Source organism: Sunxiuqinia elliptica, from assembly GCF_900113005.1.
GTDB classification, from domain to species: Bacteria; Bacteroidota; Bacteroidia; order Bacteroidales; family Prolixibacteraceae; genus Sunxiuqinia; species Sunxiuqinia elliptica.
On record NZ_FONW01000011.1, the window covers coordinates 53200 to 66283 of the forward strand.

Genomic DNA, 13084 nt, shown 5'->3' on the forward strand with positions numbered 1-13084 from the left:
GTTGTTTCAAATTGATTTAAGGATAAATGTTGTGACCCGCAACCTTAGTCTTTAACGAGAAAAAACTAAATCTTTAACTAAAACGAGAAACATGTCGGTAGTATTTGTATTGATCATTATTGGAATATTAGTGGCATCTGTTTTTCTCATCGCTTTCATTTGGGCTGTAAGAAACGGCCAGTTCGAAGATTCCTACACTCCTTCAGTTCGCATTTTATTCGACGATCCTATTTCTACAGAAGAAAACGACGATACATCAGAACAAGACAATAAGCACGAGAAGAAATCTATTAAATCATAAGCTATATGGAACTACAGAAGTTTACCTATGACAACAAGATTACCCGAAATTTTGCTGTTGCAACAATTGTTTGGGGGGTTGTAGGTTTATTAGCAGGCTTGCTGGTAGCCTTGCAGATTTTTATTCCCGAAATGAATTTCAGCCTGGAGTACACCACCTTTGGACGAACAAGGCCGGTGCATACCAATGCAGTAATCTTTGCATTTGTAGGAAATGCCATTTTCACGGCTGTTTACTACTCCATGCAACGCCTCCTTAAAACCCGAATGTATAGCGACCTGCTGGGAAAAATTCATTTTTGGGGATGGCAGTTAATCATTGTTTCGGCAGCCGTAACCCTGCTTGCCGGATTTACTTCAGGAAAAGAGTATGCCGAACTTGAATGGCCTATTGACATTGCCATCACGATCGTTTGGGTCATCTTCGGGATTAACATGTTCGGAACCATTTTACAACGGCGCACAAGCCACATCTATGTAGCCATTTGGTTTTTTATTGCCACCTGGGTTACGGTTGCTGTGCTCCATGTTGTCAACTCCATCGGAATTCCATATAGCGCTTTGAAAAGTTACCCGATTTATGCCGGCGTTCAGGATGCCTTGGTACAATGGTGGTATGGGCACAACGCTGTTGCCTTCTTCTTAACAACTCCGTTTTTGGGACTGATGTATTACTTTGTGCCGAAAGCTGCCAACCGGCCTGTCTATTCCTATAAATTATCGATTGTCCACTTTTGGTCTTTGATTTTTATATACATCTGGGCTGGTCCTCACCACCTGTTGTACACCTCGCTGCCGGACTGGTTGCAAGCACTGGGAACCACGTTTTCCATCATGCTGATTGCTCCTAGCTGGGGAGGGATGTTTAACGGCTTACTCACCCTGCGTGGTGCATGGGATAAGGTTCGCAAAGACCCTATTTTGAAAATGTTTGTCGTCGGAATTACAGCCTACGGAATGTCAACCTTTGAAGGCCCGATGCTCTCACTAAAAACAGTAAACGCGATCAGTCACTACACGGACTGGACTGTTGGACACGTACATATTGGAGCCTTAGGCTGGAATGGCTTGTTGACATTTGGAATGCTTTACTGGCTGATTCCTCGTATCTACAATACCAAATTGTATTCGGTGAAGTTGGCCAACGTCCACTTCTGGTTGGCCACGCTAGCCATTATCTTTTATGCCGTTCCGCTATATATCGGAGGAATTACCCAAGCCTTAATGTGGAAAGAGTTTACGCCGGAAGGCTTCCTGGCTTATCCGAACTTCCTGGAAACCGTTACTCAGCTTATTCCGATGTATGCTATTCGTGCATTTGGTGGAGGCTTGTATGTTGTTGGAATGCTTCTGTTGGTTTTCAATGTGATTAAAACTGCGAAACAAGGTAGCCTGGTAAAAGAAGAAGCTGCTGAAGCTCCGGCTTTAAGGCCTCAACCAGTAGAGAAAACAAAATCAGAAAGCTGGCACAGCTTCCTGGAACGTAAACCCATTCGTTTTCTGATCATTGCAACCATTGCTATTTCCATTGGAGGTATTTTTGAGATTATTCCAACTTACCTGATCAATTCAAACGTGCCCATTATTTCAAGTGTAAAACCATACACACCATTAGAACTCCATGGACGCGACATCTACGTAAAAGAAGGCTGCTACAACTGCCATTCGCAGATGATTCGTCCATTCCGATCAGAAACAGAGCGCTATGGCGAATACTCCAAAGCCGGTGAATTTATTTATGACCGTCCGTTCCAGTTCGGATCTAAACGTACCGGTCCTGATTTGGCTCGTGAAGGGGTAAAAACAGGCCGTATCTACAAGCCGAATGCCTGGCATTACAATCACTTCATCGATCCGCAAAAGATGAATGAAGAATCCATTATGCCTAAGTATCCATGGTTGGCTGAGAAAGATATTGACTTGAAATCAACCGCTCCAAAAATTAGGGTCATGAAAAAATTAGGCGTCCCCTACCCTGACAACTATGAGCATAAAGCCAATGACGACCTAAAAAAACAGGCCGAAGAGATTGCACAAAACCTGCGTGAAGCAGGAATTGAGACTGAAAGCACTAAAGAAATCATTGCCCTAATTGCCTACATGCAACGCTTAGGAACTGATATTATGACACCCCAAACAGACGAAGACACTGAAGAAGAATAAGCTATGATTAAAGAACACTTACAAAGTATTATTGGAGTAGAACTCTATGCCATTGTAGGCTTTCTCATCTTTTTTGTTTTTTTCATCCTAGTTACTATTCATACAATTCGGATGGATAAATCACGAGTAAAACGACTGAGTGAAATCCCGTTAGATGATGATCTGCAAACCAATCTTCACTAGCCTTTAAAACTGATCCTTATGAGTACAATAGAAGATAAAAACCAAGATAGCTCGAAAAAACAGGTTGAAATTGATGAAGCAACCAATGTCAAATTATTGGGAGGCCACGAATTTGATGGAATCCGGGAGTTGGATAACCGACTTCCTCCCTTCCTGAAATACCTTTTTTATGCGAGTATTGTTTTTTCGGCCGCTTACCTGATGCTTGTTTTCGTTTTTGAACACGACAGTGTCATTCAAGAAAAAGAGTACCGCAATGAAATGATGGCTGCTATGCATCAGGAGGAGCCGACTCCTTCAGATGGAACAGAAACGGCAGCACCGGTGCAGCGTACCCAAGAAGACATGTTGGCCAGCGGTGCTGAAACATATGGCAAGATTTGCTCCGTTTGCCACGGTAAATTTGGAGAAGGCCTAGTTGGCCCAAACTTTACCGACGAGTACTGGATTCATGGAGGTTCGCGCGAAGATATGCATGCGGTGATTGTCAATGGCGTCATTGAAAAGGGAATGATTTCGTATAAAAATCAGCTGACGGAAACCCAAATTCAGGATGTTATTACCTACATTCAAAGTCTTAAGGGCACCAATCCTCCTAATCAAAAAGCTCCAGAAGGAGAAAAGTACGTTCCACAACAGCAAGAAGAGAAACAACCCCAAAGCTAACAAGGAGCAATTGGTTTAATTGAAACGTTGAAATGGCCGCAGAAGAAAAAACAAGCGATTATCAGAAGGTTACTTTTCGAGACCGAATGTCAACCGTTGATAATGAAGGAAAACGCGTATGGGTATTTCCACAAATGCCCAAAGGTAAACTTTACAACTACCGCCGGGTGGTAGCCTACACGTTATTGGCTTTTTTCTACCTGGCACCACACCTTAAAATAAAGGGAGAACAATTGGTTTTCCTCAATTTCCTGGAACGAAAATTTGTCTTGTTTGGAAACACGTTTTACCCGCAGGACTTTCACCTGTTGGTGCTGGCTTTCATAACACTGCTGGTCTTCATTATTCTGTTTACCGTTGTTTATGGTCGTATTTTCTGTGGCTGGACCTGTCCGCAAACAGTCTTTCTGGAGTTCCTGTATCGGCCCATCGAATATTTGATTGATGGCAACCGCCGCAAGCAACAAGTACTTGCTCAACAGCCAATGAACCTGAAAAAATTATCGAAACGACTGTTGAAGCATGGTATTTATCTGGCCATTTCCTTTGGGACCATCATCACGTTTTGGTCTTACCTTATTGGCTATCCCAATGTTTTAGCAAACATGTCGGGTTGGCCGGGAAGTAACTTCTCGTCCCTACTGGTTGTCTTGGCATTCACCGCAGCTCATTACTATGTGTTTGCCTGGTTTCGGGAGCAAGTATGCTCCTTGGTATGTCCATACGGTCGTTTGCAGGGCGTTATGCTCGACCAAAACTCGATTGTTGTTGCGTACGACTATGTTCGAGGAGAACCAAGAGGACGGGGTCGAAACGAAGACAAAGGGGATTGTATTGATTGCAAACGTTGTGTCGATGTTTGCCCCACGGGAATTGATATTCGGAACGGCACCCAGCTCGAGTGCATCAACTGCACCGCCTGTATTGATGCCTGTAACTCGGTTATGTATGCCGTAAATAAACCCAAAGGACTGATTCGCTATGCTTCAGAACGATCAATCTCGGAAAGCAAAAAGCATGTTCTGAATACGCGTGCGATTGCCTACTCGGTTGTTTTGGTCATTCTTTTGGCTGTTGTTAGCTACTCGTTCATGAATCGAGGTGATGTTGAAACAACCATTATTCGAGCACAGGGAACCCTTTTTCAGGAATATGGAGCAGATGCATACAGCAACCTGTATAACCTCCAGATGGTTAATAAAACAAGCGACGCTGTTCAAATGGAACTCAAGCTGCTAACCCCTGATGGTGAAATTAAATTGATGGGAGATGAACTGAACCTGGAAGTAGGCAAAGTTGCCAAACGCAACCTGCTCATCATTCTACCCAAAAACACACTTAGCCAATCAAATACGCATTTGGTCATCGGAGTTTATGAAGATGGTGAATTACTGGAAGAAATAAAGTCAACTTTTGTTGGTCCCAACTCGTTGGACAACGAATAAAGAATTTGTGCTATGAAAATAAAATTTAACTGGGGAACCGGCATTGCAATTGCCATTGTTTTAATGGTCTCAGGGATGCTTTACCTGGTTTCGATTGCCACCAGTCAAGATTATTACCTGGTTGAAGACGATTACTATCAGAAATCAATTAATTACCAACAAAAGATTGATAAAATAAAAAATGTCAATCTCCTGGAAGAAAAGGTCCAGTTGACTCAGCTCGGAAGCAACCTTCAGTTGTCATTTCCGGCTTTGTTTAAACACGACCTACTGGAAGGAACAATCCAGGTTTACAGTCCCGTTAGCGAAAGAAACGATCTCAACATTCCGCTTCAGCTTGATTCAACGCTGCAGCAACTTGTTGAAGTGAGTCGACTTCCTAAAGGACGATACAAAATAAAGCTGGACTGGACTGCCGATGAGAAACCATTTTTTCAGGAATTGGAAATAATGCTAGAATGATGTTTGATCTAATTACGCCTTTAACAATCGGTCTGGTAGGTAGCTTTCACTGCATTGGCATGTGTGGTCCAATTGCAGTTGCCCTGCCGCTAAAAAATCACAGTTATGCAGCCAAGATTGCCGGTGGGCTCCTTTACAACATTGGACGCACATTGACCTACGCTGTTTTGGGGCTTCTTTTCGGATTGCTGGGCCAAGGAATTCAGTTAGCTGGCTTTCAACAATGGACTTCAATCTTATTGGGAGTCATTATGATTTTGGGCGTGTTATTTCCCTATTTATTCAAGCAAAAAATCAACTTAAACACGCTTTTCACCGGTTATGCCGGACGTTTAATCAACAACCTTCGGAAACTTTTTGGCAACCGTTCCTATCGTTCGCTGTTGGGCATTGGCCTGCTCAATGGCTTGTTACCTTGCGGCTTGGTTTATGTTGCCATTGCCGGAGCGATCAACACCAATCATATATGGGGAGGAGCCGGGTTTATGATTCTATTTGGTTTGGGCACCATTCCAATGATGTTGTTGCTTTCACTCACCGGAAGCCTGATCAATTTGCGCCTGCGTTCGCTCATGCGGAAAGTGGTTCCCTACTTCATCGTTCTTCTGGGCGTGTTGTTTATTCTCAGAGGCTTATCTTTAGGTATTCCCTATGTAAGCCCTAAGGCCGAAAAACTAATTCCGGTGGAAAGGACCATGGAAGATAGCTGTTGTCATTAATTTTAAACAATAGCTTGTTTAATACTGAAAAATAACCAGTTAGCAATTCCCCAGAATCCGACGAATCATCAGGGGAAAAGTGCTCTTCCACTGAAATTCAAAAAAATATCGGTTTTATTCTCTTTTTTATAAACATTCAGTGGTGGTTTTGGGTTTCTTATGGTGATAAAGTGAATCGGTCTATTTGATCATGTAGATCAACGAAAATCAATAGGACAAAATCTATGAGACTAGGTCCCAAATTATTACTTGTACTAATCATTCTTTTGTTCCAGTATAGTTCGTTTGGACAAAGTTCCCTTTTCAATTATGAAACATCGAACGATCCAGAGATTGGAGTTGTTGAGCACCTTGATGAGTTCCTTCCTGAGAACATCTACATAACGGGGCTTGATTCGCAACGGGTTCGACTGCTAGACTTAATTGACAAACCTACAATTCTGAACTTTGTTTATTACCGGTGTCCTGGAATATGCAGTCCGCTTATGGAAGGACTTGCAGAAGTCATGGATAAATCTGATCTGATTCCCGATCAGGATTACCAAGTTCTTACTATCAGTTTTGATCCAACGGAAACCTTGGAATTGGCTGAACGCAAAAAGACCAATTATCTGAATTTGGTTAATAAAAAAGAAGCCATTGCTCAAGGCTGGAAATTTTATGTATCAGATAGTGTCAGCATTGCTAAAAGCACGCAAGCAGTAGGATTTAAATACAAACGCACCGGGAATGATTTTCTCCATGCGGCATCAGTCATGGTAATCAGCCCCAAAGGAAAGATTACCCGTTACTTAAACGGTGTTTACTTTCTGCCTTTCGAATTTAAAATGGCGATTATCGAAGCCAACAAAGGGCAATCCGGCCCAACCATCAATAAAATATTACAGTTTTGTTATTCATATGATCCGAAAGGACAAACTTATGTATTAAACGTTACCAAGGTTGCAGGAACCATCATCTTGTTTTTTGCAATCGTAATTTTCTTGTACTTGATTTTAAAACCTAAAAGAAAAAAAGTTTACTAAACGAACACTAATATGCAAGCAAGTTCTAAAATCCCCACTGATGTAAGTTATTTAGAATACAAAGGCAAGCATAAAGGGCTGCTTAGTTGGATTTTATCGACTGACCACAAGCGCATTGGCCTGCTGTACATGTATTCAATGATGACCTTGTTTTTAATTGGCGTTGTTCTTGGGTTGGCCATGAAATTTGAGTTAATCGCCCCCGGGAAAACCATTATGGAAGCCAAGGATTACAATGCTGTTTTCACGGTTCATGGTGTGATCATGATTTTCATGATCGTCGTTCCGGGACTTCCAGCAGTATTTGGAAACTTTCTACTGCCAATTATGATTGGTGCAAAGGATGTTGCCTTTCCAAAACTAAATCTGGCTTCTTGGTATGTTTACATAGCTGGAGCATTCTTAGTAATTGCCTCGGTCTTGTTTGGAGACGGCTCCCCGGATACCGGATGGACCTTTTATGCTCCCTACAGTTTTAAAACGGGAACCAATATGCTCCCGGCTATTTTCGGAGCTTTCGTACTCGGGTTTTCATCCATTCTTACCGGGCTAAACTTTATTGTAACCATTCACCGGCTTAGGGCACCAGGAATGACCTGGACAAAGATGCCGCTCTTTCCATGGACTTTATACGGAACAGCTTGGATTCAGCTTCTAGCTACGCCAATCGTTGGAATTACGTTGGTTTTGGTTTCGCTTGAACGAATTTTCGGAATTGGAGTCTTTGATCCCGCTTTAGGTGGCGACCCCATTCTTTATCAGCACTTGTTCTGGATTTATTCACATCCAGCGGTGTATATTATGATCCTCCCCGCGATGGGAGCTATTTCTGAGATTATCCCTACCTTCTCTCAAAAGCACGTTTTTGGTTATAAAGCCATTGTCGCTTCAACCTTAGCCATTGCTTTTGTTGGCTATTTTGTATGGGGACACCACATGTTTACTTCGGGTATGAGTGGAACCGCTCAATATACCTTTTCAATATTAACCTTTTTGGTTGCTATCCCTAGTGCCATTAAGGTTTTCAACTGGATCTCCACGATGTATAAAGGATCCATCAACGTACAAACGCCTTTCTACTGGGCGGTATCGTTTATTTTTGTATTCATGATTGGAGGTTTATCCGGACTGGTTTTAGGAGCTTTAGCCACCAATGTTTATGTTCATGATACAGCCTTTGTTGTTGCACACTTCCACTTCATTGTATTTGGAGGCGTTGGTTTTGCCTTCTTCGGAGCCATTCACTACTGGTTCCCTAAAATGTTTGGCCGGATGTACGACAGCACCTGGGCTAATGCTGGTTGGCTCATTTTCACCATCGGATTCCTAACCTTATACTCTCCGATGTTTTACTTGGGAATGCAAGGAATGCCCAGACGGTATTACGACTACCTGGAAGAATTTCATGCCGCAAATATTTTATCAACAATGGGAAGCTGGGTAATGACCCTCGGACTGGTGATCATTCTGATCAACCTTTTCCGATCGGCCAAAAGTGGAGCAATTGCTCCTAAAGACCCGTGGAATGGAAAAACCCTGGAATGGACAGTTCCATCACCTCCCCCTGTTGAAAACTATGAAGAAATCCCGGTATACGGAGAAAAAGACGGACCTTACGAATACAAATAAACTCAATACCTACACCTATGTCACAAGTTATTCATCATGATGAGCACTATGACCCGGAAGGATCGAAGATCGGGATGTGGCTTTTCATTTTTACTGAATTGCTTCTTTTTGGAGGACTTTTCATTGTTTATTCAGTTTATCGCTATCTAAATCAGGATGCCTTTCATTTGGCAGCTGAAGAGCTGAATACAACAGTTGGAGCCATAAACACTGTCATCCTGCTGATTAGTAGTATGACCATAGCCATGTCAACCACGGCACTCCAGAAAAAGCAAAAAGCAACAACCATTGTTTTGTTGGAAATCACCTTCATGCTAGCCTTAGTATTTTTGATTAACAAATATTTCGAATGGGGTATTAAGTTCGATCACGGCATTTTCCCCGGATCAGAATACATGAAAGAAGAAATGAGCCAGGGAGAGATTTTATTCTTTGGCTTGTACTTCGTCATGACTGGCTTACATGCTCTTCACATCATTGTAGGAATGGTTATTATGGGATTTGCTTTGGCCCGAATTAAGAACGGAACAGTACATGAGAATCGTCCCTCATTACTCGAGAATGCAGGACTTTACTGGCACTTAGTCGACCTAATTTGGATTTTCCTCTTCCCATTATTTTACTTAATTCACTAAACTGCAAAATCATGGAAAATAACGAAAAACACCATATTGTTTCCTATCGAAGCTACTTTGTTATCTTGTTGTTGTTGCTATTGTTTACCTTCATATCAATAGCCATCACCCAGATTGAATTAGGCAGCTACAATGTTGCCGGGGCTTTATTGCTTGCAACAATAAAATCAGGACTGGTGCTTTATTTTTTTATGCACCTAAAATTTGACAAACCCTACCTCAAGCTTATGGTGGGATTTGTTATGGCAGTTTTTATTGCAGTGATTGTTATTACATTTTTTGACTACTATTACCGATAGAAATCATGTATATTTTAGCATCAACACAAGCCTCTAACTTTGTTTCCGGTGTCGATAAGGCATTCATCATTATTCTGGCCATCTGCTTTTTCTTTTTGATTGCACTGACAGCAGTAATGATCTATTTCATGTTTAAGTACAACAAGAAGAAACATCCAAAGGCAACTCAAATAAAAGGAAGTAATACCCTGGAAGTCGTATGGACTGTCATTCCAACAATTTTGGTTTTGATCATGTTCTACTACGGATGGGCAGGCTGGAAACCCATGAGAGAAGCTCCCGAGGACAGCTTTGAGATTACTGTCAACAGCCGGATGTGGAATTTCACCTTCCAATATGACAACGGCCGACGTACGGACACCTTGTTTATTCCGAAAGACAGACCTGTGAAATTAAACCTAAGATCGATGGATGTTATCCACTCCGTGTATATCCCAGCTTTCCGGGTTAAAGAAGATGTTGTTCCGGGCTCCGACAAATTCATGTGGTTTACGGCTCAGAACGAAGGAATTTACGAACTCTTCTGTACTGAATATTGTGGCTTACAACACTCGTACATGTACAATTGGGTAAAAGTAATGCCCGAAGAAGAATTTAATACGTGGTACACCGATACGACACAGCAATTAGCAAGTGCACAGGTTGAATCACCTACGGCTGCAGGGAAGCGCATTATGACGAATATTGGCTGCCTGGCTTGCCACTCACTGGATGGCTCTCGCTTGGTCGGTCCTTCATTTAAAGGATTATACGGACACGAAGCCACAGTTAAAACAGGAGGAGAAACCCGAACCGTAATGGTCGATGACGAATACATTAAGCGATCAATTTTTGATCCAAATGCCGATATCGTTGAAGGATTTAATAAAGGTTTGATGGTTTCATACGAAGGTCAACTCACAGAAACTGAAGTTGAACAAATTATTGAGTATCTGAAAACATTGAAATGAGCAAACAAAGCATTGGCAATACCATAAAGATTATTCTGCAATTGGGCAAAGCACGTATTTCTTTGCCCATTGCTTTATCAGCCTTAACAGGTTATGCGATGTACACTGGGCATATCGGGGAGGCAGGTCTTTACCTTTCTCTGGGTGTTTTTTTGATGTCGTGCAGCTCCAGTGCCATCAACCACTGGCAAGAGCATGCCATTGATGCCAAAATGCCACGAACCAAGGACCGCCCAATTCCATCAGGCAAAATAACACCTGGATTTGCGTTGGCCGTTGCCTTGGCCTATTTTACTGGCGGAGCCATTGTGCTCACACTTCATTTTCCGGTTGTTGCCTTAATTGCAAGTATTGTTACTCTCATTTCTTACAACGGATTTTATACCCCACTAAAAAAGTACACAGCCTTTGCCGTTGTTCCTGGCTCGCTGGTGGGAGCACTTCCTCCATACATTGGCTGGTTGGCTGCAGGAGGCGACCTCCTCGATCCGACGATCTTTTTAGTCGCTATTTTCTTTTTTATCGGACAAATACCACACTTTTGGCTGCTACTGCTGATGTTTGGGAAACAGTATAAATTAGCTGGGTATCCCAGCCTAAATGACCTCTTTTCCGACAACCAGATCAAGCGACTTAGCTATACCTGGATTTTATCCACCATCGCTGCTGCTTTGGTCATTGCACTGCAGGTGCTTATTGGACGAACGGTTATTTTCATCCTCCTATTCTATATTTTCTATTTACTTTTTTCAACCACCACACAACTACTGGTAAAAAAGAACCTTAGCGTGCGACCAACCTTTTTCAAACTCAACTTTTTGTACCTGTTTATGATGATTGCAATCATTGTCGACAGCTTGTTTCATCGCTAATGAACAAAGTTTAAGGAAAGATGTTATACCGATATATCTAGATTTTTAAATATATTGGCATGAAAAATAAGTTCCCTTCATTTCTAATTGGCTTAGTCGCTGGACTTGCGATCGCCGTTCTAATCATTTTGGTAGTTGTCCCCAAAAGCTTATTTACAGTCACGGAGAGTAAATACGACTTTAATGAAACAGTCGCATTGCTCGAAGAGTCAACAAAGACCCAAAGTTGGAGCCTACCTCATCAATATAACTTGCAAGCAACTATGACTAAACATGGTTTTGAAGTAAAACCAGTTAAAGTTTTTTCAATCTGCAAGCCCGATCTTGCCAAACGCATACTAGAAACCGATGCAGACCGACACATCGCTGCAATGATGCCATGTAGAATTGCCGTATTCGAAAAATCAGATGGTAAAACCTACATTGCCCGCATCAATGCCAGAATGCTTTCAAAATTGTTGGGGAGCAATGCCAAATCGGTTATGTCCGAAGCCGGAGCCGGGAGTGAAATGATCTTGGCGCCACTTTTTGAATAAGGATCATTCTGACGCCTTCTTTGAAAACATACCATAAACATCTAACTTCAACAAAACAACAGCCCATCAAACAAAAATGCCCCGAGCTTGAAAGGCAAAATTGTTTGATGGACACCATTAAGAAACTAAAAATACAACTGAATGAAAAATCATTTTTTACTTATGCTCGTGGTAACATTCGCTGTTGCAGCTTGCAACAGCACCCCTAAAAAGCAAGAACCAACCGCCAGCGAAACAACACAAGAAATTGTGTATCATGTGGAAGGAATGACCTGCGATCATTGTGAGTCATCCATTCAAAAAGGAGTTGCGGCATTAGATGGCATCTCACTGGTTGAAGCCAATCATGAAGATTCTACAACACGCGTTGTTTTTGATCCTTCATTAACCAACAGTGATGAAATAATTGCTGCAATCAAAAAAAGAGGTTATCAAGTTACTCAATGAATTCGATGACTAAAAAAATGCTGTTTATCCCATCGCCGATAAACAACTAACCGCCATCGGTTTATATTAGAATAGCCGAAGATAATCGCTACCAATTTTCTGCGTACAGCATTATAGCTGATTGCCGAAAAGTGATCTAAAAAATATTTAAAAAAAGGGTGACAGAAAAGCAACCCTTTCGGCATATTATTTGTCAATATAATAAGAGTCATAAAAACAAGCCATGAAACAAACTTTCAATTTCGTCATTTCTTTTTTGTCTCCATAAAAGGTGACGAAGAGTAAAGGGAGTTCCATACGTAAAACCCAAAAAAACACAAGCGTATGAAAACACCACTTTTCTTACTCAGTTTACTGATGTTGATGAGCCTGATTTCAACTGCAGGACAAGGTCAAACCTCCAATGTTTACGGCAAGGTTGTCGATAAAGAAACACAAAAACCCCTTTATGGAGTGAGTGTTTGCATAAAAGACCACCCCGATGGCATTGGAACCATCACCAACGAAAAAGGCGAATTTCGCCTATGGAATTTACCTGCCGATACGGTCGACATAATTATTCGTTGTGATGGCTATGAAGAAGTTATTGCCGACGTTCAATCGTTGAATAACCAAACGAACAATGATCTTTCTGTCGTTTACCTGGAAGTAACGGCAGAGCACGACAAACAGGCTAATGTCAAAATGTCTTCAAACACGAGGAAACAGAAACAAAAGTAAAGACAAAAAGAAAGGGCTGAATCGAAAATGATT

General features: G+C 41.8%; 16 protein-coding genes. All 16 read left to right on the top strand.

Annotated features, from left to right (window positions below; translation table 11 throughout):
* Positions 1–91 precede the first annotated feature (91 nt).
* On the top strand, positions 92–301 hold the full coding sequence (ccoS, locus tag BM156_RS16770; protein WP_093921059.1) for a cbb3-type cytochrome oxidase assembly protein CcoS: 210 nt from the start codon (positions 92–94) through the stop codon (positions 299–301).
* A gap of 5 nt (positions 302–306) precedes the next feature.
* Positions 307–2463, top strand: coding sequence for a cytochrome-c oxidase, cbb3-type subunit I (ccoN, locus tag BM156_RS16775; protein ID WP_093921060.1), 2157 nt, complete (start codon positions 307–309; stop codon positions 2461–2463).
* Positions 2464–2466: 3 nt separating this feature from the next.
* Positions 2467–2646: a CcoQ/FixQ family Cbb3-type cytochrome c oxidase assembly chaperone gene (locus BM156_RS16780; protein ID WP_093921061.1), complete on the top strand. Its 180-nt coding sequence runs from the start codon at positions 2467–2469 to the stop codon at positions 2644–2646.
* An 18-nt stretch (positions 2647–2664) separates the two neighbouring features.
* Positions 2665–3312 (top strand): cbb3-type cytochrome c oxidase N-terminal domain-containing protein, encoded by a 648-nt coding sequence (locus BM156_RS16785; protein WP_093921062.1) that lies wholly within the window; start codon positions 2665–2667, stop codon positions 3310–3312.
* Positions 3313–3344: 32 nt separating this feature from the next.
* Complete coding sequence (gene ccoG, locus BM156_RS16790) at positions 3345–4757, top strand: cytochrome c oxidase accessory protein CcoG (protein ID WP_093921063.1); 1413 nt, start codon at positions 3345–3347, stop codon at positions 4755–4757.
* A 12-nt stretch (positions 4758–4769) separates the two neighbouring features.
* The gene (locus BM156_RS16795; RefSeq protein WP_093921064.1) at positions 4770–5219 is read left to right on the top strand and encodes a FixH family protein; all 450 of its coding nucleotides are present in this window, start codon (positions 4770–4772) and stop codon (positions 5217–5219) included.
* A complete protein-coding gene (locus BM156_RS16800) occupies positions 5216–5938 on the top strand; it encodes a sulfite exporter TauE/SafE family protein (protein WP_212733546.1) in 723 nt (240 codons plus the stop codon). Before BM156_RS16795 ends, BM156_RS16800 begins: the two co-directional genes overlap by 4 nt.
* 224 nt (positions 5939–6162) lie before the next feature.
* Complete coding sequence (locus tag BM156_RS16805; RefSeq protein WP_093921065.1) at positions 6163–6963, top strand: SCO family protein; 801 nt, start codon at positions 6163–6165, stop codon at positions 6961–6963.
* Between the two features lie 12 nt (positions 6964–6975).
* Positions 6976–8592: a cytochrome c oxidase subunit I gene (locus tag BM156_RS16810; protein ID WP_093921066.1), complete on the top strand. Its 1617-nt coding sequence runs from the start codon at positions 6976–6978 to the stop codon at positions 8590–8592.
* A gap of 17 nt (positions 8593–8609) precedes the next feature.
* Positions 8610–9227 (top strand): cytochrome c oxidase subunit 3 family protein, encoded by a 618-nt coding sequence (locus tag BM156_RS16815; protein WP_093921067.1) that lies wholly within the window; start codon positions 8610–8612, stop codon positions 9225–9227.
* An 11-nt stretch (positions 9228–9238) separates the two neighbouring features.
* The gene (locus BM156_RS16820) at positions 9239–9526 is read left to right on the top strand and encodes a cytochrome C oxidase subunit IV family protein (protein WP_093921068.1); all 288 of its coding nucleotides are present in this window, start codon (positions 9239–9241) and stop codon (positions 9524–9526) included.
* Between the two features lie 5 nt (positions 9527–9531).
* The gene (coxB, locus tag BM156_RS16825; protein ID WP_093921069.1) at positions 9532–10476 is read left to right on the top strand and encodes a cytochrome c oxidase subunit II; all 945 of its coding nucleotides are present in this window, start codon (positions 9532–9534) and stop codon (positions 10474–10476) included.
* A complete protein-coding gene (locus tag BM156_RS16830; protein ID WP_093921070.1) occupies positions 10473–11348 on the top strand; it encodes a protoheme IX farnesyltransferase in 876 nt (291 codons plus the stop codon). Before coxB ends, BM156_RS16830 begins: the two co-directional genes overlap by 4 nt.
* A gap of 59 nt (positions 11349–11407) precedes the next feature.
* Positions 11408–11884, top strand: coding sequence for a DUF302 domain-containing protein (locus tag BM156_RS16835; protein WP_093921071.1), 477 nt, complete (start codon positions 11408–11410; stop codon positions 11882–11884).
* Between the two features lie 141 nt (positions 11885–12025).
* Positions 12026–12331, top strand: a complete 306-nt coding sequence (locus BM156_RS16840) for a cation transporter (protein WP_093921072.1) — start codon at positions 12026–12028, stop codon at positions 12329–12331.
* A 324-nt stretch (positions 12332–12655) separates the two neighbouring features.
* Positions 12656–13051: a carboxypeptidase-like regulatory domain-containing protein gene (locus BM156_RS16845; RefSeq protein WP_093921073.1), complete on the top strand. Its 396-nt coding sequence runs from the start codon at positions 12656–12658 to the stop codon at positions 13049–13051.
* The last annotated feature ends 33 nt before the right edge of the window (positions 13052–13084 follow it).

Coding starts and splice junctions, on each gene's coding strand:
- ccoS (WP_093921059.1), top strand. CDS start 92: ATGTCGGTAGTATTTGTATTGATCATTATTGGAATATTAGTGGCATCT.
- ccoN (WP_093921060.1), top strand. CDS start 307: ATGGAACTACAGAAGTTTACCTATGACAACAAGATTACCCGAAATTTT.
- BM156_RS16780 (WP_093921061.1), top strand. CDS start 2,467: ATGATTAAAGAACACTTACAAAGTATTATTGGAGTAGAACTCTATGCC.
- BM156_RS16785 (WP_093921062.1), top strand. CDS start 2,665: ATGAGTACAATAGAAGATAAAAACCAAGATAGCTCGAAAAAACAGGTT.
- ccoG (WP_093921063.1), top strand. CDS start 3,345: ATGGCCGCAGAAGAAAAAACAAGCGATTATCAGAAGGTTACTTTTCGA.
- BM156_RS16795 (WP_093921064.1), top strand. CDS start 4,770: ATGAAAATAAAATTTAACTGGGGAACCGGCATTGCAATTGCCATTGTT.
- BM156_RS16800 (WP_212733546.1), top strand. CDS start 5,216: ATGATGTTTGATCTAATTACGCCTTTAACAATCGGTCTGGTAGGTAGC.
- BM156_RS16805 (WP_093921065.1), top strand. CDS start 6,163: ATGAGACTAGGTCCCAAATTATTACTTGTACTAATCATTCTTTTGTTC.
- BM156_RS16810 (WP_093921066.1), top strand. CDS start 6,976: ATGCAAGCAAGTTCTAAAATCCCCACTGATGTAAGTTATTTAGAATAC.
- BM156_RS16815 (WP_093921067.1), top strand. CDS start 8,610: ATGTCACAAGTTATTCATCATGATGAGCACTATGACCCGGAAGGATCG.
- BM156_RS16820 (WP_093921068.1), top strand. CDS start 9,239: ATGGAAAATAACGAAAAACACCATATTGTTTCCTATCGAAGCTACTTT.
- coxB (WP_093921069.1), top strand. CDS start 9,532: ATGTATATTTTAGCATCAACACAAGCCTCTAACTTTGTTTCCGGTGTC.
- BM156_RS16830 (WP_093921070.1), top strand. CDS start 10,473: ATGAGCAAACAAAGCATTGGCAATACCATAAAGATTATTCTGCAATTG.
- BM156_RS16835 (WP_093921071.1), top strand. CDS start 11,408: ATGAAAAATAAGTTCCCTTCATTTCTAATTGGCTTAGTCGCTGGACTT.
- BM156_RS16840 (WP_093921072.1), top strand. CDS start 12,026: ATGAAAAATCATTTTTTACTTATGCTCGTGGTAACATTCGCTGTTGCA.
- BM156_RS16845 (WP_093921073.1), top strand. CDS start 12,656: ATGAAAACACCACTTTTCTTACTCAGTTTACTGATGTTGATGAGCCTG.